Annotated in this window: 22 protein-coding genes and 1 pseudogene; 4 read left to right on the forward strand and 19 right to left on the reverse strand. The window is 65.5% G+C overall.

The annotated features are described in order from the left end of the window. Positions 1 to 53: 53 nt before the first annotated feature. From CF70_RS00645 to argS, 5 genes are all read right to left on the reverse strand, one after another. Positions 54 to 887, reverse strand: a complete 834-nt coding sequence (locus CF70_RS00645) for a helical backbone metal receptor (protein WP_035859058.1) — start codon at positions 885 to 887, stop codon at positions 54 to 56. Beyond that, on the reverse strand, positions 884 to 1,684 hold the full coding sequence (locus CF70_RS00650) for an SDR family oxidoreductase (RefSeq protein ID WP_035859059.1): 801 nt from the start codon (positions 1,682 to 1,684) through the stop codon (positions 884 to 886). The genes CF70_RS00645 and CF70_RS00650 overlap by 4 nt, the downstream gene beginning before the upstream one ends. A 137-nt stretch (positions 1,685 to 1,821) precedes the next feature. Further along, complete coding sequence (locus CF70_RS00655) at positions 1,822 to 2,460, reverse strand: thiol:disulfide interchange protein DsbA/DsbL (protein WP_035859061.1); 639 nt, start codon at positions 2,458 to 2,460, stop codon at positions 1,822 to 1,824. Positions 2,461 to 2,537: 77 nt separating this feature from the next. After that, positions 2,538 to 3,323 carry an SPOR domain-containing protein gene (locus CF70_RS00660; RefSeq protein WP_035859063.1) on the reverse strand — a complete coding sequence of 262 codons (786 nt, stop codon included), beginning with the start codon at positions 3,321 to 3,323 and terminating at the stop codon, positions 2,538 to 2,540. A 116-nt stretch (positions 3,324 to 3,439) separates the two neighbouring features. Next, entirely contained in the window at positions 3,440 to 5,233 is a 1,794-nt protein-coding gene (gene argS, locus CF70_RS00665; protein ID WP_035859064.1) for an arginine--tRNA ligase, read from the reverse strand. A 246-nt stretch (positions 5,234 to 5,479) separates the two neighbouring features. Between argS and CF70_RS00670 the strand changes: the two genes are divergently transcribed. Beyond that, a complete protein-coding gene (locus CF70_RS00670; protein WP_035859066.1) occupies positions 5,480 to 5,803 on the forward strand; it encodes a DUF1840 domain-containing protein in 324 nt (107 codons plus the stop codon). Between the two features lie 295 nt (positions 5,804 to 6,098). On the opposite strand, the gene CF70_RS00675 is transcribed toward CF70_RS00670, so the two are convergent. The 4 genes from CF70_RS00675 to CF70_RS34365 all read right to left on the reverse strand — a co-directional run bounded on the left by CF70_RS00675 (position 6,099) and on the right by CF70_RS34365 (position 7,714). After that, positions 6,099 to 6,701, reverse strand: a complete 603-nt coding sequence (locus CF70_RS00675) for a ferritin-like domain-containing protein (protein WP_081861977.1) — start codon at positions 6,699 to 6,701, stop codon at positions 6,099 to 6,101. A 110-nt stretch (positions 6,702 to 6,811) separates the two neighbouring features. Further along, positions 6,812 to 7,237, reverse strand: a complete 426-nt coding sequence (locus CF70_RS00680) for a glycine zipper domain-containing protein (RefSeq protein WP_035859068.1) — start codon at positions 7,235 to 7,237, stop codon at positions 6,812 to 6,814. Between the two features lie 64 nt (positions 7,238 to 7,301). Further along, positions 7,302 to 7,463, reverse strand: coding sequence for a DUF1328 domain-containing protein (locus CF70_RS34360; RefSeq protein WP_035859071.1), 162 nt, complete (start codon positions 7,461 to 7,463; stop codon positions 7,302 to 7,304). A 77-nt stretch (positions 7,464 to 7,540) separates the two neighbouring features. Continuing rightward, positions 7,541 to 7,714 carry a DUF1328 family protein gene (locus CF70_RS34365; protein WP_035859073.1) on the reverse strand — a complete coding sequence of 58 codons (174 nt, stop codon included), beginning with the start codon at positions 7,712 to 7,714 and terminating at the stop codon, positions 7,541 to 7,543. A gap of 297 nt (positions 7,715 to 8,011) precedes the next feature. Here CF70_RS34365 and CF70_RS00695 point away from each other — a divergent pair, with 297 nt between their 5' ends. Then, positions 8,012 to 9,565: a CHASE3 domain-containing protein gene (locus CF70_RS00695; RefSeq protein ID WP_152561651.1), complete on the forward strand. Its 1,554-nt coding sequence runs from the start codon at positions 8,012 to 8,014 to the stop codon at positions 9,563 to 9,565. 79 nt (positions 9,566 to 9,644) lie between these two features. Here CF70_RS00695 and CF70_RS00700 read toward each other — a convergent pair whose 3' ends face one another. The 6 genes from CF70_RS00700 to CF70_RS00725 form a co-directional block, all read right to left on the reverse strand. Continuing rightward, on the reverse strand, positions 9,645 to 9,788 hold the full coding sequence (locus CF70_RS00700; protein ID WP_035859076.1) for an entericidin A/B family lipoprotein: 144 nt from the start codon (positions 9,786 to 9,788) through the stop codon (positions 9,645 to 9,647). Between the two features lie 117 nt (positions 9,789 to 9,905). Next, complete coding sequence (locus CF70_RS00705; protein WP_035859079.1) at positions 9,906 to 10,313, reverse strand: response regulator; 408 nt, start codon at positions 10,311 to 10,313, stop codon at positions 9,906 to 9,908. A 188-nt stretch (positions 10,314 to 10,501) separates the two neighbouring features. Further along, the gene (locus tag CF70_RS00710) at positions 10,502 to 11,134 is read right to left on the reverse strand and encodes a response regulator (RefSeq protein ID WP_035859081.1); all 633 of its coding nucleotides are present in this window, start codon (positions 11,132 to 11,134) and stop codon (positions 10,502 to 10,504) included. Between the two features lie 209 nt (positions 11,135 to 11,343). Then, positions 11,344 to 11,673: a hypothetical protein gene (locus CF70_RS00715; RefSeq protein WP_035859082.1), complete on the reverse strand. Its 330-nt coding sequence runs from the start codon at positions 11,671 to 11,673 to the stop codon at positions 11,344 to 11,346. Between the two features lie 238 nt (positions 11,674 to 11,911). Continuing rightward, entirely contained in the window at positions 11,912 to 14,659 is a 2,748-nt protein-coding gene (metH, locus tag CF70_RS00720; RefSeq protein WP_081861978.1) for a methionine synthase, read from the reverse strand. Between the two features lie 35 nt (positions 14,660 to 14,694). Further along, a complete protein-coding gene (locus tag CF70_RS00725) occupies positions 14,695 to 15,777 on the reverse strand; it encodes a homocysteine S-methyltransferase family protein (protein WP_035859084.1) in 1,083 nt (360 codons plus the stop codon). 168 nt (positions 15,778 to 15,945) lie between these two features. Between CF70_RS00725 and CF70_RS00730 the strand changes: the two genes are divergently transcribed. Further along, complete coding sequence (locus CF70_RS00730) at positions 15,946 to 16,338, forward strand: rhodanese-like domain-containing protein (RefSeq protein ID WP_006161304.1); 393 nt, start codon at positions 15,946 to 15,948, stop codon at positions 16,336 to 16,338. Positions 16,339 to 16,464: 126 nt separating this feature from the next. Here CF70_RS00730 and CF70_RS00735 read toward each other — a convergent pair whose 3' ends face one another. The 4 genes from CF70_RS00735 to CF70_RS00750 all read right to left on the reverse strand — a co-directional run bounded on the left by CF70_RS00735 (position 16,465) and on the right by CF70_RS00750 (position 19,783). Next, the gene (locus CF70_RS00735; RefSeq protein ID WP_035859088.1) at positions 16,465 to 16,722 is read right to left on the reverse strand and encodes a DUF3567 domain-containing protein; all 258 of its coding nucleotides are present in this window, start codon (positions 16,720 to 16,722) and stop codon (positions 16,465 to 16,467) included. A 241-nt stretch (positions 16,723 to 16,963) separates the two neighbouring features. Then, positions 16,964 to 17,806 (reverse strand): 3-oxoadipate enol-lactonase, encoded by an 843-nt coding sequence (gene pcaD, locus CF70_RS00740; RefSeq protein WP_035859090.1) that lies wholly within the window; start codon positions 17,804 to 17,806, stop codon positions 16,964 to 16,966. A gap of 80 nt (positions 17,807 to 17,886) precedes the next feature. After that, the gene (locus CF70_RS00745; protein WP_035859092.1) at positions 17,887 to 18,930 is read right to left on the reverse strand and encodes a DUF3108 domain-containing protein; all 1,044 of its coding nucleotides are present in this window, start codon (positions 18,928 to 18,930) and stop codon (positions 17,887 to 17,889) included. A 19-nt stretch (positions 18,931 to 18,949) separates the two neighbouring features. Then, entirely contained in the window at positions 18,950 to 19,783 is an 834-nt protein-coding gene (locus CF70_RS00750; RefSeq protein ID WP_035859094.1) for an IclR family transcriptional regulator, read from the reverse strand. 282 nt (positions 19,784 to 20,065) lie between these two features. Between CF70_RS00750 and CF70_RS37215 the strand changes: the two are divergent. Beyond that, a pseudogene (locus CF70_RS37215) lies at positions 20,066 to 20,341 on the forward strand (tripartite tricarboxylate transporter substrate-binding protein); the annotation flags it as partial.

The raw sequence follows: 20,341 nt of genomic DNA on the forward strand, positions 1-20,341 counted from the left end.
TTAAGCCTTTAAGCCTTTAAGCCTTTAAGCCCTTTAAGCCTTTGACTTCAAAGTCAGACAGCCGCAAACCGCGCCAGATACCCAACCCCCTCAACAGCCCGACTCCCATACCAGGAAACCATCTCCCCATCGATCAGCAAAACCTCCTTCCCGATCTGCCGCTCCAGCGCATCCACATGCGCCTCGGTAAACCGATAAGGCTCACTGGAAAGCAAAACCAGATCAATCTCCCGCACCAGCCCCTCGCTCCAGCGAAAACTCGGATAGCGGGTGTCCGCCGTATTGGGCCGGCTGCAATCCCCGTCGACACAGGCTTCCGGCAAGGCTTGCGCCGAAGGCCAGGTCTGCCAGTTGACCAACGCCAGCATGCGACTGATATAGGTATCCCTGGACACCGTCATCCACGGATCCTGCCAGATCGCATACAGCACCTTGCGCCCGGGCCAGATCCGGCCACGCACCTGCGCCAGTTCGGCCTCCAGCGCCTCGCATAACGACTCAGCTTCGGCCACCCGGCCAAAGATGCCGCCAAGCAAGCGATAAAGCGCAAGATTATCCTCGGGCGCACACGGGTGAGTCACGATCACATGCGGAACGAACCCGCGGATCTCATCGACCGTCTCGCGGCGGTTCTCATCGATATTGACCACCACATGCGTAGGCGCCAGCGCCCGCAGGCGCTCAAGCTTGACGTCCTTGGTGCCGCCCACCTTGGCAACGGCACGCACGGCAGGCTCGGGATGGATGCAAAAGCCGGTGCGCGCCACCACCTGCGGCCCAAGCCCCAGCGCAAACAACAGCTCCGTCACCGATGGCACCAGCGAAGCGATACGCACCTCCCCGGCAGCGGGGCCATGCAAGACGCCTGCGGCATCCTGCCAGGTCATGACTGCTTGTCCTGGCTGCGCGGCTTGCGCGGCGCGCGCGAGAAAAGCGCATCGTAGAGCCAGCGCGGCATCAAATGCAGGATGGACGCCACCACGCCCATCTGCCACGGCACCACGGCGAAGCGGCGGCCCGCAGCAATAGCACGCACCGCCTTGCGGGCGAATACGTCGGCATCCATCAGGAAAGGCATGCGATAGGGATTGTGCTCGGTCATCGGCGTGCGGATATAGCCGGGCGCGATGGTGACCACGCGGATGCGCTCGCGGCGCTGTTCCAGGCGCAGGCTTTCGAGCAGCTTGATTACGGCGGACTTGGAGGCGCTGTGGGCGCCGCCGCCGGGCAGCCCGCGCACGCCGGCCACGCTGGCAATGCCGACCAGCGTGCCGCGCCAGCCGCCGGCGCCGGGAGCGCGCTCGCGCATGGGCTGCATGAACGGCTGGAAGGTAGTGAGTACGCCGAACCAGTTGGTGTCCATCACCATGCGGAAGGCTTCAAGATCCTCGCGCTCGCTGGCCACGGTGCCGACCGATACGCCGGCGTTGGCGATCACCACATCGGGGCAGCCGAAATGATCGAGGAAGTCCTGGGCGGCGAGCTGCATGGCGGCGGCATCGCGCACGTCCGCGGCATAAACGCGCACGGCGTTGGGGTTGGGCAGGCTGCGGGCAAATTCGCGCAGCACGTCTTCGCGCCGGCCAACCAGTCCGAGGATGGCGCCCTGCGCGGCGTACTCGCGCGCCAGGGCCTGGCCGAGTCCGCTCGACGCGCCGGTAAGAAAGACTTTCAGTGCTCGCATCGGGTGGGTCCAGGGGAAACTGCAACACTGTTCATGCCGACAGCCCCATCCCGGCGCGGGCCGGACGCCGCTGCGCCACGCCGGCGCCGGCGGTGCCGGTCGACCGCTGGCGGCCAGGGCTGGCCGCCGCAGGGAATTTACATCTTCTTGTCGCGGACCTGGCCGACAAGGTAATCCAAGGTCTGGATGGCCGCGCCCTTGGTGCCGGCGATGGACGGCGAGGTCACGTACTTGCCCTGCACCACCATGGTCGGCACGCCGTCGACCTTGTAGGCGTCCGCGATCTTGTTGGCGCGTTGCGAGTTGGTGGTCACGGAGAACGAGTTGTAGGCGTCGAGGAACGCCTTGCGGTCAATGCCGTTCTTGGCCATGAAGTCGGCGATCTCGTTCGGGTCCAGCATGCGCTTGCGGTCGACGTGCATGGCGCTGAAGACCTTGCTGTGCATGGCGTCAAGCTTGCCGAGGGATTCCAGCGCATAGAAGATCTTGGTGTGCGGCAGCAGGTCGTCGCGGAAGGCCACCGGCACGCGCTTGAACACGACGTCCTTGCCTTGCTTGCTCACCCAGGCTTCCAGCTCGGGCTCGAAATCGAAGCAGTGCGGGCAGCCGTACCAGAAGAACTCGGTGACTTCGATCTTGCCCGGCGCGACGGGCTGCGGCGCTTTCAGGACCTGATATTCCTTGCCCGAGGTGGGCGTGGCTGCCTGGGCGGGCGCGGTCATCAGGAAACCGGTCACAGCGACCAGCGTGGCGAACAAGGTGGCGAGTTTCTTCATATGGCGCGGCTTTCGAAAATGGGCAATGAGCGTATGACAGCGGCGGGGCGTTCCGGTTCAGCGAACGCCCCGGGTTGTTACTGCTTGGTAAAACGGATCACCGAAGCTTCGAAGCCCGACGACTGCAGCCGGTCGCGCGCGCGGTTCATATCTTCGATCTTGTTGAACGGCCCCAGGCGCACGCGATAGAGCTTGACACCATTGACGTCGCGCTCGGTCACCTTGGCCTCGAAACCCTGCATGGCCAGGTTGGCCTTCTGGCGGTCAGCGTCGTCCTGCGAACGGAAGGCGCCCACCTGCAGCAGGTAGCCGACCTTGTTGGCATCGGCCTGGGCGATCTCGGCGATCGGGTCGGCGACGGGCTTCTCGGCCGGCTTCTCGGCGGGCTTCTCGGCAGGCTTTTCCGCCGGTTTCTGCGCGGGCTTCTCGGCCGGCTTTTCCGCAGGCTTCTCGGTCGGCTTCTCGGTTGGCTTCTCAGCCGGTTTTTCGGCGGGCCGGTTGGCGGCCACCGGGGGCTGGCGCTCAGGCGGCTTCACCGTGGGCGCCGGACCGGCGGGCTGCTCGGGCTCGGCGGCAGGCCCGACGGGCCTGGCCGGCGTCTTGCTCCACAGCGGCTTGTTGGGATCCGTCGGGGCTTCCTGCGCCGGGGCCGGGGCCGGCAGGTTGCTGACGATATTGCCGGGCTCGGACGGCTTCTGAGCGCCCTTTTGCTGGAATGGCGCCGGCGACTTGGTGATGTACAGGGCGACCACTACCGCGATCGCCAGGCCGACGATCAGGCCCAGCACCAGTCCCAGGAACGTACCTCCGCGCTGCGGGGCGCGGCTGGCATTGCGCAGGGCGCGCTTGCGTTGCTGTTGCATGAATTCCTCTAGCGTGATGGCGCGATTATAGAGCCTGCGCCAATCCCGGCATCACTGTCTGTGGTCAAGACGACACGCTTGCCCGTGCCAGGGGGCGAGCCCCCGGCGCGGGGCGCTTACATCCGTTGCGGCGCCGAGACACCGATCACCGCCAGCCCGTTGCGCAACACCTGCCGCGTCGCGGCCAGCATCGCCAGACGGGCCAGTTTGACGGCCTCGTCATCCACCAGCACGCGGTCGGAGTTATAGAAGGCATGGAAATCGCCCGCCACGTCCCGCAGGTAGAAGGCGACCGCGTGCGGCGCCAGTTCGTCCGCCGCGGCCGCCAGCATGTCCGGGAAATCGGCCAGGCGCTGGCCCAGGGCGAGCGCCTGCGGGGTGGCATCGGGGCCGGTCACGGGCGCCAGGTCGGCGCCGGCCAGCGCGGGAAGCCTGGCTTCCCAGTCGGCGCCGCCCCAGGATTCGAAGATCGAGCAGATCCGGGCATGGGCGTACTGCACGTAATACACCGGGTTCTCGTCGTTCTGCTTGAGCGCGAGGTCAACATCGAAAATGAATTCCGTATCCGCCTTGCGCGATAGCAGGAAGAAGCGCACCGCATCGCGCCCGCGCGTGAAGTGCTCGGGCCAGTCGGCCACGCCGGCTTCCAGGCAGCCGCGGATGGTCTCGCCGCCTTCCGCGCCGTTGCTCCACTCGATCAGGTCGCGCACGGTCACATAGGAACCGGCGCGCTTGGAGATCTTGACCTCCTCGCCGTTCTTCATGACGGTGACCATCTTGTGCAGGATGTAGTCGGGGTAGCCCACGGGGATGCCGATTTCCAGCCCTTGCAGGCCCGCGCGCACGCGCGCGATGGTGCCGTGGTGGTCGCTGCCCTGCACGTTGATGACCTTGGTGAAGCCGCGCTCCCACTTGCTGGTGTGGTAGGCCACGTCCGGCACGAAGTAGGTATAGGTGCCGTCGCCCTTGCGCATGACGCGGTCCTTGTCGTCGCCGTCATCGGTGGTGCGCAGCCACAGCGCGCCTTCGTTCTCGTAGGTCTTGCCCTTGTCCACCAGCGATTTCACCGCGGCCTCTACCTTGCCGTCGCTGTAGAGGGACGATTCCAGGTAGTAGCGGTCGAACTTGACGCCGAACGCCCGCAGGTCGATGTCCTGCTCGTTGCGCAGGTAGGCCACGGCAAACTTGCGGATCGACTCGATGTCCTCGACGTTGCCGGAGGCCGTCACGGCGTCGCCGTCGGATGCGCGCACGGTCTTGCCGGCCAGGAAGTCGGCGGCGATGTCGGCGATATAGTCGCCGTTGTAGGCCGATTCAGGCCAGCCGGCATCGCCCGGCTTGAGGCCGCGGGCACGCGCCTGCACGGAGGTCGCCAGGGTCTGGATCTGCACGCCGGCGTCGTTGTAATAGAACTCGCGGTGCACGGCGAAACCCTGCCAGTCCAGCAGGTTGGCAAGCGCATCGCCCAGCGCCGCCTGGCGGCCGTGCCCCACGTGCAGCGGACCGGTCGGGTTAGCCGAGACGAACTCGACCAGCACCTTGCCGCGCGCGCCCTGCTCCTGGGCGCCATAGCGGTTGCCCTGCTCGAGCACCGCGCGCAGCACGTCGGCCTTGGCGGCCGGCGTCAGGCGCAGGTTGATAAAGCCGGGACCGGCAATCTCAAGCCCGGCCACCAGGCCGGCGGTACGCGCGTCGGCCTTGACCGCATCGACAATCTGCTGGGCCAGCTCGCGCGGGTTGCGCTTGAGCGAGCGGGCAACCTGCATGGCGAGGTTGCAGGCCAGGTCGCCGTGGGCGGCCACCTTGGGGCGTTCGAAGGTGGCAGCGGGCAGGGCGGCGTCGGCCGGAGCGAGTGCGCGCACCGCGTCGTTGAACGCAGCGGCAAGATTGGTGGTCTGAACTGGCAGCATGGATGTCGTGGCCCTGAGGCGGTTGTCTGGTGCCGCCGCGGCGGTCCGGAAGCGGCGGCACCGTCACGGGCGGCATGTGGAGGCCGCGCCGCGTGGCAGGCAATGAATTGCAGAACGCGGAATTTTATCAGGTGCTATGCTGACATCATGCAGCGGGCCTCAAACCGGCCGTTGCGCACCCCGGACCGACTCCCGGACAAGCCGCGCGGTCATGTACTTCGCTGTACGCCAAGGAAAGGATAAATCATGCTGATCACCTTCAAATCCCACGCGTCGCAAGATCTGATCATGATGAGGGATCTTGCCGTCACGCTCCTGGGGATTATCGGCAAGCACCTGGGAGAGCGCGGGGTGATCACCACCGAGGAACTGCCTCGCTGCATCCACAAACTGGAAGCCGCGGTGACGGACGCCAAGAGGGTGCACCCGGCCGAGTCGTCGGTATCCCCGGGCAAGCAGGACGAGGAGCAGGAAGAAGAGCCCTTGCACCTGGGCCAGCGGGCCTACCCATTCCTCGACATGCTGCGCGCTTCCCTGCGCGAGAACACCGAGGTCATGTGGGGCGTGTAGGCGCCGCGCCGGACCTGAACAGCCCGTAATAGCGGAGGCAGGCGCCGGCTGGCGGCTCCCCCGCCGTGGCGGAGCCCTTGCCGTGGCGGAGCCCTTGCCGCCGGCACCCTTTCCGCCGGCGGCGCATTCTGGCTTCGGCCTCGCGCCGCCCCCTCTTCCGCCCGAAATCCCGGATTGAACTAAAAAAGCCCGGCCGATGTTCCCGGCCGGGCGCGCCGGATCAGGGAGTCGATCCGGAAGGGGGAAGAATCGCCTTATTCGATGAGGCGCATGAATCACTAACGGCGCCGGATGGCTAGCCCTTGACCAGCATGTCCGCAAGGTCGTCCGCGTGCTCTTCCTCGACTGCAAGGATGTCTTCCAGCATGCGGCGCGTGGTTGGATCGCGATCGCCCATGTACTGCACCATCTCCCGATAGCTCTCGATGGCAATACGCTCGGCCACCAGGTTTTCCCTGATCATGTCGCTCAGCGATCCGGCCTCGACGTATTCGGAGTGGCTACGCGCCGACAGGGTGTCCGGCGAAAAATCGGGCGCCCCGCCAAGCTGTACGATGCGCGCCGCGATGCGGTCGGCGTGGCCCTGCTCTTCATCGGAGTGGACCTTGAACTCGGCGGCGACCGGCTCGGCGTGAATTCCCTTGGCCATGAAGTAGTGGCGCCGGTAGCGCAGCACGCAGACCAGTTCGGTGGCCAACGCCTCGTTGAGCAGCTTCAGTACGGTAGTGCGGTCCGCGCCGTAGTCCTGCGTGACGGCGCCATCCGCCGTATGCTTGCGGGCGCGCTCGCGCAATGCCTTGACGTCGGACAGGAGGCCACCGCTTGTGCCTTTCTCATTCCGGGATGGATGATTCTTGCCTTTGCCGACGACTGGCTTCTCTGTAACCGGGGTGTCCATGGCGATCATGCTCCTGTGGGGTGAGGGGGATGGCCTCTGCCGGCCCTGCGCAAGTACGATGTGCTTCGACCTGTTTCAGTGCGTGCTTCGGTGCGGTCGGACGCGGCGCATCAGTCCTCTCTGTTACGTCCGTTGGCAGCCAGCAGCAAACCGACGAATGCACCCACAGCCGCTGCTATGCCGATGGCCTTCAGCGGCGATGCAGCCACGCTCTGCTGAACGCCGTCCACGGCGTAGTCGACGCGCTCTCGTGCCCGGCTTGCGCCATCCAGCGTGGCGCGGCGCAGGTGGTCGCCCAGTGCACGCGTGCGGTCGTGCAGCCGGCGTCCTGCCTGCACGGCTTCGGACGAGCCTTCGCGCCCCAGCACTCCCATGGTTTGCTCGAGTTGCGCGATCAGTGCCCTGAGCTCGCCGGCAACCGGCCCCGCAGCATCGCGGGTATCGCGCGCGGCATGCCTGATCTGGCGGACCGTGCTCTCGGCACTATCGGCCAGGTGGTTCACTTCCTTTCGGACCTTCGGGTTGTTGGTCAGCATCGCCTTATCTCCGTTTCGTCTGAGGACGCTCTGTGATTCCGTTCGTGCTGTGCGCCGCCTGCGCCTAGCGCCTGACCAGGCTGATCACGAAGGTCACAAGGGCGACCACCAGGAAGATGAAGAACAGGATCTTGGCGATTTCGACGGCGCCTGCTGCGATGCCCCCAAAGCCGAACACGGCGGCAATCAGGGCGATGACAAAGAACACGACTGCGTAGTGCAACATGGTGATGGCTCCCTAAGTGAATTGCGCTACCGCGCCACGCGGCGCGGACCTGGCAAGTGGCAGCACCTGGCGCCTGGCTATTTCACCGCTTTGAACACGGTCACGCCCAGGACAAGGAACAGTACGAACAGCACCAGGAAGATGAAGAACAGGATTTTGGCAATGCCGGCCGCGCCGGCAGCGATACCTGTAAATCCAAGCAGGCCGGCGACCACGGAAACCACAGCGAAAATAAGCGCCCATTTCAGCATTGACGTTCTCCCTCTTCCCTCGCTGGCTTGCGCGAGACCGCGCAAGGTCATGGCTACATGGTAGAAACCGCCTCGCCGCGCAGACACCGATGGCGCACCGATTCGCTTGTCAGCCAATTCCTACAGGATCCGGATTGGCGCAGCCTCGCGCGCAGCGGCCGCGCACTGCAGGTTGACCGGGGGCCGTCGATGTGCTTCCATCGACGCCGACAGGGTGCATGCCTGGCCCGGACCTCGCCCCGCGCCACGCGGCGCGGGAACGCCCACCGGCCAGTCACCCGTTTTCGGGAAACGACAATGTTCAAGCAGTCAATGTTGCGCTCCACCTTGCTGCTGGCGGGCGGCATCGCGCTTACCGTGGTGGTGTTGATCGCCTCCGAGGCGGGCAACATCCGCTTGCGACAGGGATATACGCAGGTGATCCAATCGCAGCAGGTGCAGGGCCAGATCACCGCCCTGCTTGGCGAGCTGGTCAATGCCGAGGCAGGCCAGCGCGGCTTCCTGCTGACAGGCAAGGAGAGCTACCTGCAACCCTATTACCAGGCATTGCCCCGCATCAATGCGCTGATGAGCGCACTGCGCAACCGCTACGCGGACGACGCGGAAGCGCTCAAGCTGTTCACGCAGGCGTCTACCGCCGTCAACCGCAAGCTGACCGAGATGGACCTGACGCTGATCTACGGCAAGCGCGACGTGGAAGTGGCGCTGGACCTGGTGCGCACCGACTTCGGCAAGCAGACCATGGACAACGCGCGGCGCGGGCTGGAGGCACTGCTCCAGCGCGAAGCCGGATCGGTGTCGCAAAGCCTGGAGTATGCCGACCGCGATCTCGCGCTATCGCGTTACGGCATTGGCCTGCTGACCGCCATCAATATCGTGCTGCTGATCGTGGTGGGCTTGCAGCATTCGCGGCGCATGGCGGTATCGGAAGCCGCGCGCAGCGAGCTGGAAGAAGAAAGCGCGCGCCTGGACAGCATGGTGCGCGCGCGCACCCGCCAGCTATCGGCACTGGCCTCTCACCTGCAACGTGTTACCGAGGACGAGAAGACGCGGCTGGCGCGCGAGCTGCACGACGAACTCGGCGCCATCCTGACCGCCACCAAACTCGATATGCACTGGGTGCGCCGCCGCATACAGGAATCCCATCCCGACGTGGCGGAAAAACTCACCCGCGTGATGCTGCATGTGGACCAGGGCATCCAGATCAAGCGGCGCCTGATCGAAGACCTGCGCCCCACGGTGCTGCTCAACCTGGGCCTGAAGGAAGCCATCGGCCAGTTGGTGGAGGAGGTCGCCGCGCGCAACCAGTGGGACTCGGATGTGAAGCTTGCCGAAGCGGTGCCGCCGCTGCGCGACGACGCGGCCATCGCGCTTTACCGTATCGTGCAGGAGTCGCTGACCAACGCGAGCAAGTATGCCGATGCCAGGCGCGTGGCCATTACGCTGGATTGCGCCGACGGCGTGCTTCTGCTGACCGTGAGCGACAACGGGCGCGGGCTGCCGGCGGACTTCGAATCGCGGCGCAGCGTTGGTCACCACGGCCTGCTGGGCATGGAGCAGCGCGTGATTGCGCTGGGCGGCACACTGGACATCCGCTCGGAGGCCGGCGCCGGCGTGACCATCCGGGTCGAGGTGCCGCTGACCGATGCCATCGTAGCGCCGCCGCGCGAGGAAGATGACGATTTCGGCGATGAGTTGCAGGATGAGCCTGAAAGTGCGCCGCCGGATACGTCGCTGGATACGCCGGTGGTCGCCCCGGCGAGCATGGCCGCAAGCACGCCAGCCGCCACACCCACGGCCACGCCCGGCGGCGAGGCGCCGCGCCAGCAGGGCCAGGATACCGGGCCGTAATACGGCCAGCCAAAGCAAAAGGGGCCCCGCGGAGCCCCTTTTGCTTTGCCGTGCCCGTCCGGGCGCGGCGATTCGCGCCTTACATCTTCTGCTTGGTGCTCTCGGCGGCGCCTTGCACCTTCTCGCCGCCCTTTTCGATATCCTTGCCGGCGCCGGCCATCGTATTGCAACCGGTCACCAGGACGACACCCGCCAGGGCACACAGCGCCATCAGCTTTCTCATGATCTTCTCCTTGCTCTAGGTTGACGCGGCATGGCCGCGATAGGGACTACCGGTACTGCCGGACTGACCTGAATGCGTCGTCCAATGCCATCGTCCCGAGACAAGAACGCGAACAATTCAATCGCCCGACTGCGCGTATTCCTCGATGACGCGGAACACTTGCTCAAGTTCGAGCGACTTGTCGAAAAAATAGTCCGCCCCGGCCTCGGTGCACTGGCGCCGGTAAGTGGGCACCTGGGCGTGATTGGTGTACACGATGCGGATGCCAGATGCGTGGGTCTTCTGCATGGCACGAAGTACATTGATGCCATTGCCTTGCCGCAATTGCAGATCGACGATGACGACCTCGTACTTGCCCGCCTCGTAGAGGCGCAGCGCCGAGCTTTCGGTATCCGCCCAATCGACAGTCTCGACAAACGGGAATGCGCTCAGGTATTCAAGCAACATACCTCGCAAGACCGCCGAGTCCTCGATTAGCAGGACCCGCAGCGCTCGATACGAAGGGGCTGCGGCTTGATCCAACATGACTTAATGGTAGCAACAGAGTATGGAGAGAAACTATCGGCGTCCGTCCTACAGCGGCGCCGCGCGGGCGGGGGATTTCCGTTCCGGCAACGCCGCATCCACGGCTTGCAGGGCCACCGCGGGCGGCATCCGGAGGCGGGCCACGCAGGATAGCAAACGCAGGGGAATGGGCATCGCGCCCGCGCCGCCTACTCCACCAGACCGTTCTTGATGGCGTAGTAGGTCAGGTCGGCATTGGTCTTCATGCCCATCTTTTCGAGGATGCGCGAGCGGTACGTGCTTACCGTCTTGACGCTCAGGAACAGTTCCTCGGCGATCACCGAGACAGACTGGCCGCGCGAAAGCTTGCAGAAAATCTGGAACTCGCGCTTGGACAAGGTCTGGTGCAGCGGCTGATTGGTCGGCTTATCCAGCCCGCCAATGAGCAGGTCCGCCACGTTCGCGCTGACATAGCGCCGGCCCTGGGCCACGGTGCGGATCGCCTTGACCAGGTCGTCAGGCGCGCTTTCCTTGGTCAGGTAGCCGGACGCGCCGGCGCGAATCAGGTTGATGGCGTACTGGTCTTCCGGATAAGTGGAAAGGATCAGCACCGGAAGGTCGGGATGCCGCTGGCGCAGCAGCTTGAGCACGTCGATGCCATTGCGATCGGGCATCGAGATATCGAGTACCACGACATCGAACTCGAGCTCGCGCAGGCGCGTCATCACTTCGTCACCGCTGGCAGCTTCCCCTTCCACCCGGATATCGGGCTCGTCGGCAATGAACTGGCGCAGACCAGCGCGCACGATCTGGTGATCGTCGGCGATCAAAACGCGAATCATGGGATTCTCCCTGGGCATGGATGCCCCAGCTCTCGGGAGCGGCGGGGCTAATGCATTGTAGAGCTTGCAAAGCCGCGCGAATGTCGGTGTAAGGCTGACACGCCCCGTGCAGGCCGCGCAAACGGAAAAGGGACGGGTTGAAAACCCGTCCCTTTCGTTCCAGCCCGGCCGCGCGCCGCTCGGCGCGCTCCAGGCTTGCCGGCCCAGGCTTACTGGACCTTGGTCGCCGCGCCGGTATCGGCGGCCGCGCTGGTGTCGGCTGCGGCTTCGCCCTTCTTGCTCTTGGCGTGGCTGGTGTGCTTCTTGGTCTTGGCGGTGGGCTTGGCCTGCGCGCCGGTAGCAGCGTCTGCCTTGGCGTCCAGGCCGGCGTTCACGCCTGCGCCAGCCGCTGCACCCTTGTCTGCGGGCGCGCTGACCGCGGGCGCCGAGATGGCGCCGGTGGCACCAGCCTTCGCATCAACGCCAGTACCTTGCGCCATGGCCAGCGAGGAAGCGGCAGCGATCGAGAGAGCGGAAAGGGAGATCAGCAGTTTATTCATTGAGAGGCTCCTGGCAGTTTGCGCCGCCGCGAAACATTCGCTGCGGTGTTCACTTGATGTGAGCCCTCAGTCTAGGGATGCGGAGCCGCGCGGTCTGTTAGGAGATGTAATGCCTTGTAAGGAGTGGTGAAGAACTTACAAAGTCACATCGGCAGGCCCGGAGGAGCTTTTCCCTGCTTGCCCAATGGCTTGCGGCGGCGCGGGGGCACAAAACGCCGCCGCCGCCGCACGCATGCGGTTACAGGTTAGGCGCGAGCGCGCGCTCCAGCACGCTGCGTTCTTCGCCACGGCGCGCCACCATGTCGTCGAGTTGGTCCTGTCCGATCTTGCCCACGGAGAAGTACGTGGACTCCGGATGCGCCAGGTAGAAGCCGCTCACCGAGGCCGCGGGCGTCATCGCCAGCGAGTCGGTGATGCCCATGCCGATCTCGGCCGTATTGAGATAGTCGAACATCGGGCCCTTGACGGTGTGCTCCGGGCAGGCCGGATAGCCCGGGGCCGGACGGATGCCGCGATAGCTTTCGGCGATCAGTTGCTCGTTGGTCAGCACCTCGCCGGCGTCGTAGCCCCACAGATCCTTGCGCACGCGTTCGTGCAGGCATTCGGCGAAGGCTTCGGCCAGACGGTCGGCCAGCGACTTAAGCATGATCGCGCTGTAGTCGTCGTGGTCGGCCTCGAACTGCGCTTCCTTCTTGTCCACGCCGATGCCGGCGGTGACGGCGAACACGCCGATGTAGTCGGCGACGCCGCTGTCCTTGGGCGCGACGAAATCGGCGAGGCAGCGGTTGGGCCGCATCACGCCGTCGATCACCGGACGCTCGCTCTGCTGGCGCAGGTTGTGCCAGGTCAGCGCGACCTGGCTGCGGGTCTCGTCGGTGTAGATCTCGATATCGTCGTCGTTGACGGTGTTGGCCGGCAGCAGGGCCAGCACGCCGTTGGCTGTCAGCCAGCGGCCCTGGATCAGGCGTGCCAGCATCGCCTTGCCGTCCGAGAACACGCGGCGGGCGGATTCGCCGACGATCTCGTCATTGAGGATGTCGGGGAATTTGCCGGCCAGGTCCCAGGTCTGGAAGAACGGCGCCCAGTCGATGTAGTTGGCCAGCTCGGCCAGGTCGTAGTTGCGGAAGATGCGGCGGCCGATGAATTTCGGCCGGGGCGGCACGTAGGTGCTCCAGTCGACCGGCGTCTTGTTGGCGCGCGCCTGCGGCAGCGTCACCATCGGCGTGGCCTTTTTGTTGGCGTGCTGGTGGCGAATGCGCTCATAGTCGGATTTCAACTCGTCCAGATACCTGGTCGCGCCCTCGTCCGACAGCAGGCTCGACGCCACGCTGACCGAGCGCGAGGCGTCCGGCACGTAGACCACCGGGCCTTCGTAGTGCGGCGCGATCTTGACAGCGGTATGCACGCGCGAGGTGGTGGCGCCGCCGATCAGCAGCGGGATCTTCTTGATGCGGAAGTAGTCGTCGCGCTGCATCTCGGAGGCGACATAGGCCATTTCCTCCAGCGACGGCGTGATCAGCCCGGATAGCCCGACGATATCCGCGCCTTCGACCTTGGCGCGCGCCAGGATCTCGTTGCACGGGACCATCACGCCCATGTTGACCACTTCGAAGTTATTGCACTGGAGCACCACCGAGACGATGTTCTTGCCGATGTCGTGCACGTCGCCCTTGACCGTGGCGATCACGATCTTGCCGCGCGCCTTGACGTCGCCGCCGGCCTCGGCCAGCAGGCGCTTTTCTTCTTCGATATAGGGCAGCAGGTGGGCCACGGCCTGCTTCATCACGCGGGCGCTCTTGACCACCTGCGGCAGGAACATCTTGCCGGCGCCGAACAGGTCGCCCACGATGTTCATGCCGTCCATCAGCGGGCCTTCGATCACCTCGATCGGGCGGCCGCCGCGCGCTTCCACCTGCTGGCGCACTTCCTCGGTGTCTTCCACGATGAAGGTGGTGATGCCGTGCACCAGCGCATGCGACAGGCGGTCGCCAACGTGCACCGGGTTTTCCGGCGTGCCGCGCCACAGCAGGTTCTCTTCCTTCTTGGCGCCACCGCCCTTGAAGCGGTCCGCGATCTCAAGCAGGCGGTCGGTGCTGTCCTCGCGGCGGTTGAGCACCACGTCTTCCACGCGCTCGCGCAGTTCGGGGTCGAGCTGGTCGTACACGCCGAGCTGGCCGGCGTTGACGATGCCCATGTCCATGCCCGCCTTGATGGCGTGGTACAGGAACACGGTGTGGATGGCCTCGCGCACGGCATCGTTGCCACGGAAGGAGAACGACACGTTGGACACGCCGCCGCTGACCTTGGCGTACGGCAGGTTCTGCTTGATCCACGCGGTGGCCTCGATGAAGTCCACCGCGTAATTATTGTGCTCCTCGATACCGGTCGCCACCGCGAAAATGTTCGGGTCGAAAATGATGTCTTCCGGCGGGAAGCCGACTTCGTTGACCAGGATGTCGTAGCTGCGCTTGCAGATCTCGGTCTTGCGGGCAAAGGTATCGGCCTGGCCCTGCTCGTCGAAGGCCATTACCACGGAAGCGGCGCCATAGCGGCGGATCAGCTCGGCGTGATGGCGGAACTGCTCCTCCCCCTCCTTGAGCGAGATCGAGTTCACCACGGGCTTGCCCTGCACGCATTGCAGGCCGGCCTCGATCACTTCCCACTTGGACGAGTCCAGCATGATGGGCACGCGCGCGATATCGGGCTCGGAGGCGATCAGGTTGAGGAACCTCACCATGGCGGCCTTCGAGTCCAGCATGGCCTCGTCCATGTTGATATCGATGATCTGCGCGCCGTTCTCGACCTGCTGGCGTGCCACCACCAGCGCCTCGTCGAACTGGCCGTTGAGGATCATGCGGGCGAAGGCCTTGGAGCCGGTGACGTTGGTACGCTCGCCGACGTTGACGAAGAGCGTGTCCTCATCGATGGTGAAAGGCTCGAGGCCGGACAGGCGCATCGGGCGCGGCGGCAGGGTATCGTTGGTCATGGCTTGATCTTGTTCTGTGGGCTCGCGATGCATGTTCAGGCGGCGGCGCGGTCGTCGCCGTCGCGGTACTGGCCAGGCCAGGCGCGCGGCTTCTTGCTGGCCACGCTCCGCGCGATGGCGGCGATGTGCTCGGGCGTGGTGCCGCAGCAGCCGCCCACCAGGTTGACCAGGCCGGACGCGGCGAACTCTTCCACCAGCGACGACGTGACCTCCGGGGTTTCGTCGAAGCCGGTATCGCTCATCGGGTTGGGCAGGCCGGCATTGGGGTAGCACGACACGGCCGCGTCGCAGATCTTGGCCAGTTCGGCGATGTACGGGCGCATCAGCGTGGCGCCCAGCGCGCAGTTCAGGCCGAAGGTGATCGGGCGGGCGTGGCGCAGGCTGTTCCAGAACGCTTCGACGGTCTGGCCCGACAGAATGCGGCCGGAGGCATCGGTCACGGTGCCGGAGATCATCACGGGCAGGCGCTCGCCAGTGTCCTCGAACAACTGGTCGATGGCGAACAACGCGGCCTTGGCGTTGAGCGTGTCGAAGATGGTTTCCACCAGGAACACGTCCGCGCCGCCTTCCAGCAAACCCTTGCCCTGCTCGTAGTACGAATGGCGCAGTTCCTCGAAGGTCACGTTGCGCGCGCCCGGGTCGTTGACGTCCGGCGAGATGCTGGCGGTCTTCGGCGTGGGGCCGAAGGCGCCGGCCACAAAGCGCGGCTTGTCCGGCGTGCTGTACTTGTCGCAGGCTTCGCGCGCCAGCCTGGCGGCGACGACGTTCATCTCGTACGCCAGGTCCGCCATCTTGTAGTCTTCCTGCGCCACGGCCGTGGCACCAAAGGTGTTGGTCTCGATCAGGTCGGCGCCGGCGGCCAGGTACTGCTCGTGGATCTCGCTGATGACCTGCGGGCGGCTCAGCAACAGCAGTTCGTTGTTGCCCTTGACGTCGACATGGTGCCCGGCGAAGCGTTCGCCGCGGTAGTCCGCCTCGGTCAGCTTGTAGCGCTGGATCATGGTGCCCATGGCACCGTCCAGGATCAGGATGCGCTCGCGCAGCAGGGCCGGCAGGTTGGCCGCCCGGGTATAGGGGCGCGCGGGAGGAAGCGAGGCGGGACGTGGGGCGGCGCTCATGTGGGGCTCGACAGCAAGGGAAAAGACTGCGATTTTATCAGTTGCATCAATGGTTTGCGGAATATCGGACCCGGGCCGGCCAGTGCGCGCGAAGGCGCTCGCGGGTTGCCGCATGGCACCGCCCGGCCCTACACTGGGGAACCTTCCCATCACCGAGAAGCCTTTCCCATGCAACACCTTAGTCCCGGCGACGCGCAAACCCTGCTCAGCGAATCGCCCGATGCGCTCTTCATCGATTGCCGCAGCGAGATGGAATACCTCTTCGTGGGACACCCAAAAGGGGCGCACAACGTGCCCTGGAACGATGGCCCGGACTGGGAGGTGAATCCGCATTTTGTGCAGTCGGTGAAGAAACTGGCGGGACAGGCGTCGGCCCGCCCGGTGCTGCTGATCTGCCGCAGCGGCAACCGCTCGACAGCGGCCGCGAGAGCGCTGGAGGGCGCGGGGTTCTCCACGGTCTACAACGTCCTGCACGGCTTCGAGGGCGACCTGGACGCCGAACGCCATCGCAATACGCTCAACGGCTGGCGCCACGCCGGCCTGCCCTGGGAACAGTACTGAGAGACACCGGGAACACCGGGGACCGGCGCCTTGAAAACGAGAAGCCCGCGCAACGCGCGGGCTTCTCGCTTCCGTTCCACTCGCCGGCCGCCCTTGGGCGAGGAACCGGCAGAGGCGGCTACAAGCCTAGTGCATCACCAGCGGCTGAACCATCACGGTGTCGAACTTGCCAAGGAAATCATCCACCTCTTCCACCGACGGCTCGCTCTCGATCAGACGTTGCACGTCCGCGCGAAAGCTCTCGGCCATCTGGCCACCGAGGAAAATCTCGCGTTTCAGGTTCTTGTCGACGATTTCATAGCCGCCAGAGGCAAGAGGCGCATGCTCGACATCCGCACCAAACTCGACAATGCAGTAATTGTCGCTGTTGTAGATCATTTGCATGGCATACCTCCTGGCTGTCATGGGTAAGCGGCGGGCCAATGATTCTTCCGATTACCGGCACACTGGCCGGTTGCCCTCCGCGATTTCACCTCCAAGCTGAGGGTGTTTGCCGTGTTTTCAAGATTCTTGCTTCGGCGAACCGCAGGAATTAAGCGTTCCCTCACTACATTGGGCAACGGCGCTGTCAGCAAGTTCTTGAGTTATGTTCGAAAGATATTGCTGGAAATTACCGGATATCGCATCAGGGCGCCTCGCACTGTGCCCCACAAGCCGCATTACCAAGGAAAGCGTCGAGCACAGTGTGAAAACGCTCGGCTTGTTCGAGATGGGCAAGGTGCGCCGCCCGGGGCAACACTTCCAGGCGCGCGCCGGGGATGGTCGCGGCAATCTCGCGCGCCATCTCCGGAGGCGCGCCCTGGTCCTCCTCGCCGACCACCACCAATGTGGGGCAATGAATGCGTGCGATCGCCCCGGCCAGGTCGAATGCCATGATGGCCTGCCCCGATCCCACATAGCCGTGCACGGGCGTGGACAGGATCATTTCGCGCACGCGCTGCGCCTCCTCCGGATGCGCGGCCCGGTACGGCGCGCTCAGCCAGCGCTCCAGCGTGCTGTCAGCCACGCCCGCCATGCCGTGCGCCTCCACGTGGCCGATGCGGTCATGCCACATCGGGTGGGCATCCAGCGGGGTACGGTTGACGGTATCCACCAGCGTAAGCGACAGCAACCGCTCCGGATACCGCACTGCCATCGTCTGCCCGATCATGCCGCCCACCGAGACGCCAACGAAATGCGCCTCCGGCACCGCCAGCGCATCCATCAGGGCGGCCACGTCGTCGGCCATGCGGATCATCGAATAGGCGCCGATCGGCGCATCGCTCTGGCCATGCCCGCGCAGGTCGTAGCGCAGCACGCGATAGCGCGGCGCCAGGTGGCGCGCGGTGGCGTCCCACAAGGTATGGTTGGCACCCAGCGCGTGCGCCAAGATCACCCACGGGCCATCGCCCCCGTCGATGCGAACCTGGAGGCTGATATCGCCCACGCTGACGCGGCGGGCCTCGGATGGTGGCTGGGTGGCGCTCATGGCAGGTCTCCGGAAGTTGAGCAAACGCGGTGAACCACGGCGGCAACCGACGCGCCGCCGCTTGACGAATCCTTGACCACTCAGCGCAGCGCTTCGCTGTCGCGGTAGACGAGTTCGATCTGGGTGCCGTCGGGCTCCGTCTGGCGCAGCTTCACCGGCATCCACTGCAGCGACTGCGCCAGCCACACCTCCACCCGCCGGCGATCGTCCGCATGCCGCGGCAGGCGCATGAAATGCTTGGCGTGTACCGCTCCGCGACCGGTGTCGACGTCCTCCTCTCCCACATACTGCACCTGCATCGGCTCCAGGTCACGCGTATCCGCCACCTCGAAGGTTTCGGTGACGCCGGGCGTGGCGTAGCGCTGCGGATTGCCGCGGACCAGCCCGACCAGTTGCAGGAATACGCTGAAGCGGTCCTGGCCCGCGGCGGGCAAGGGCACCTGCTTGTTGCGCCCCTCGAAGACCAGGGCGCCGGCGGCGCGGTCGAAGCGGGCCGCCTCGCTGCGGTTGCGGCGGTTCTCCTCATAGCGCTCCGGCGCCAGGCCGCGTTCACTGAGTGCGCCGCTGCTGTGGAAGTTGAAACGGAACCACAGCACCCGTGTTTCCACCGCAAGCAGATAGCGCGCACCGTCCTGCTGCCAGCGGATGAGGCCATCCGGATTCTGTACGCCGTTGACGAAGCTGGAGTAGTGCAGCAGCCTGGACGGCGGCGGCGAATAGCGGATGCCGTCCGCCGGCAAGCCCGCGTCAGCAGCCGCGGGCGCGGATGCGGCACCCTGCCCGGCCTGGCCGCCGGCGCTCGCCATGGCCTGGCCGGAGCCAGGCGCAGTCAGCAGCGCCGGCGCCTCCGCGGTGGCAGGCGTCTCAGGGGGGGATTCCGGGAGCGATTCGGCCGGGACGGGTTCGGGCGCTGCCTCCGGCCGCGGCGCGGCGGGCCGCTTCTGCACAACGGGTGCCGGATGCGACGGCGCTTTCGCGGCCGGCGGCTCCGGCGGAGGCAGCAGGATGGCCTCGATCGCCGGCATGGCGGTCGGGTCGCCCGGCGGGCCGGGAAGGTGCATCAGGCCCACCACCACCAACAGGTGCACCGCCAGCACGAGCGCAAGCGCGAGCGCCAAGCGCACGCGGCGCGAGGCGGGCTTGTCAGGAAAGGCCGTTCGGCCCGTTCGTCGGGCTGCCACCAAGATAACCAAGCTCCGAAGAAATCTGCCTGGCGATGTCGCGTACGCGACGGTCGACCGTACCGCCCCATTCTGCATCGAATACGCTCTGCGCGCCGAGCACGATCAAAGCCATCGCGACATGGCCGTTGGCGTCGAACACCGGCATCGAGAATGCATTGATGCCCGGCAGCACGCCACCTTTGATGCGCGCCGCGCCATGCGCCCGCACATCCTCGCAGACCGCGTCGTAGTCGGCCAGCGAGCGCGGCAGGCCCGGAATATCGTCATGGCCGCGCTCGGCCAGTTCCCGTTCGACCAGCGGCCGCGTTTGTTGTTTCGGCAGATAGGCGCCATACAGGCGCCCGGTGGCGGAGTTGAGCATGGGCATGACGTCGCCCAGGCGCAGGCTTACCGTAACCGGGTGGCTCGACTCCTCCCAATGCACGATGGTCGGGCCGTGGTTGCCCCACACGGCGATGCCGATGGTCTGGTCCATTTCGTCGCGCAACTGCGACAGGATCGGGCGGGCCTTCTTGACCGGATCCAGCCGGTTCAGTCCCGCGAGGCCAAGCTGCAGCGCGAACGGGCCCAGGTCGTAGCGTCCGCCCACCGGGTCCTGCGCCACCATGCCCAGCCGCTGGAAACTGACCAGGTAGCGGTGCGCCTTGGCCGGATTCATGTCGGCGGCGGCGGCCAGGTCGCGCAGCATCATGGCGCGCGGCGACGCGGCCAGCGCCTGCAGCAACTTGAAGCCAACCTCGATCGACTGGATGCCGGAACGCAATTTGGAATCGTCTTCTTCGAGTTCGGTCATGCGGCAACTTGCGGAAAAACGGTGAATAAGCCATGCACGAATCACATCCCGGAATAATACGGGCGAGACGATCACGCAGGTTGGAACCTGAATTTACTATAGCGAAATCGATTTACCAATTTTTAAACCGTCGGTAGACTTTGAACGCACTTTGAACGCACTTTGAACACCGCTATACAGGCCGGGCGCTGATGCCATGACAACCGCACCGGCCAACCCCGGCGCGGCAGCCGCCATGCAACGCACATGGCGCGACGCGGCCGACTTCTACAGGAGACAACGATGACCCGCCTTTTCCCCTTTTCCCTGCTGCCCGCACGGCAAGCCTGGCGCGCCTGCGCGGTACCGCTGCTTGCCACGCTGGCGCTGGGAGCTGCCGTGCTGCCCGCCCGCGCCGCTGACAACTGGCCCACCCAGCCGATCCGCTGGGTGGTGCCCTACCCGGCCGGCGGCGGCACCGACGTGGTGGCGCGCACGCTGGGCCAGGCCATCACGCCGGCACTCGGCCAGCAGGTGGTGATCGACAACCGGCCGGGCGCGGCCACCATCGTCGGCGCC

Origin of the sequence: Cupriavidus sp. SK-3 (genome assembly GCF_000611145.1) — a bacterium.
Classification (GTDB): Bacteria; Pseudomonadota; Gammaproteobacteria; order Burkholderiales; family Burkholderiaceae; genus Cupriavidus.

Excerpts from the sequence above, each read along its gene's own strand:
- CF70_RS00645 (WP_035859058.1), bottom strand. The coding sequence starts at position 887 with ATGACCTGGCAGGATGCCGCAGGCGTCTTGCATGGCCCCGCTGCCGGG.
- CF70_RS00650 (WP_035859059.1), bottom strand. The coding sequence starts at position 1,684 with ATGCGAGCACTGAAAGTCTTTCTTACCGGCGCGTCGAGCGGACTCGGC.
- CF70_RS00655 (WP_035859061.1), bottom strand. The coding sequence starts at position 2,460 with ATGAAGAAACTCGCCACCTTGTTCGCCACGCTGGTCGCTGTGACCGGT.
- CF70_RS00660 (WP_035859063.1), bottom strand. The coding sequence starts at position 3,323 with ATGCAACAGCAACGCAAGCGCGCCCTGCGCAATGCCAGCCGCGCCCCG.
- argS (WP_035859064.1), bottom strand. The coding sequence starts at position 5,233 with ATGCTGCCAGTTCAGACCACCAATCTTGCCGCTGCGTTCAACGACGCG.
- CF70_RS00670 (WP_035859066.1), top strand. The coding sequence starts at position 5,480 with ATGCTGATCACCTTCAAATCCCACGCGTCGCAAGATCTGATCATGATG.
- CF70_RS00675 (WP_081861977.1), bottom strand. The coding sequence starts at position 6,701 with ATGGACACCCCGGTTACAGAGAAGCCAGTCGTCGGCAAAGGCAAGAAT.
- CF70_RS00680 (WP_035859068.1), bottom strand. The coding sequence starts at position 7,237 with ATGCTGACCAACAACCCGAAGGTCCGAAAGGAAGTGAACCACCTGGCC.
- CF70_RS34360 (WP_035859071.1), bottom strand. The coding sequence starts at position 7,463 with ATGTTGCACTACGCAGTCGTGTTCTTTGTCATCGCCCTGATTGCCGCC.
- CF70_RS34365 (WP_035859073.1), bottom strand. The coding sequence starts at position 7,714 with ATGCTGAAATGGGCGCTTATTTTCGCTGTGGTTTCCGTGGTCGCCGGC.
- CF70_RS00695 (WP_152561651.1), top strand. The coding sequence starts at position 8,012 with ATGTTCAAGCAGTCAATGTTGCGCTCCACCTTGCTGCTGGCGGGCGGC.
- CF70_RS00700 (WP_035859076.1), bottom strand. The coding sequence starts at position 9,788 with ATGAGAAAGCTGATGGCGCTGTGTGCCCTGGCGGGTGTCGTCCTGGTG.
- CF70_RS00705 (WP_035859079.1), bottom strand. The coding sequence starts at position 10,313 with ATGTTGGATCAAGCCGCAGCCCCTTCGTATCGAGCGCTGCGGGTCCTG.
- CF70_RS00710 (WP_035859081.1), bottom strand. The coding sequence starts at position 11,134 with ATGATTCGCGTTTTGATCGCCGACGATCACCAGATCGTGCGCGCTGGT.
- CF70_RS00715 (WP_035859082.1), bottom strand. The coding sequence starts at position 11,673 with ATGAATAAACTGCTGATCTCCCTTTCCGCTCTCTCGATCGCTGCCGCT.
- metH (WP_081861978.1), bottom strand. The coding sequence starts at position 14,659 with ATGACCAACGATACCCTGCCGCCGCGCCCGATGCGCCTGTCCGGCCTC.
- CF70_RS00725 (WP_035859084.1), bottom strand. The coding sequence starts at position 15,777 with ATGAGCGCCGCCCCACGTCCCGCCTCGCTTCCTCCCGCGCGCCCCTAT.
- CF70_RS00730 (WP_006161304.1), top strand. The coding sequence starts at position 15,946 with ATGCAACACCTTAGTCCCGGCGACGCGCAAACCCTGCTCAGCGAATCG.
- CF70_RS00735 (WP_035859088.1), bottom strand. The coding sequence starts at position 16,722 with ATGCAAATGATCTACAACAGCGACAATTACTGCATTGTCGAGTTTGGT.
- pcaD (WP_035859090.1), bottom strand. The coding sequence starts at position 17,806 with ATGAGCGCCACCCAGCCACCATCCGAGGCCCGCCGCGTCAGCGTGGGC.
- CF70_RS00750 (WP_035859094.1), bottom strand. The coding sequence starts at position 19,783 with ATGACCGAACTCGAAGAAGACGATTCCAAATTGCGTTCCGGCATCCAG.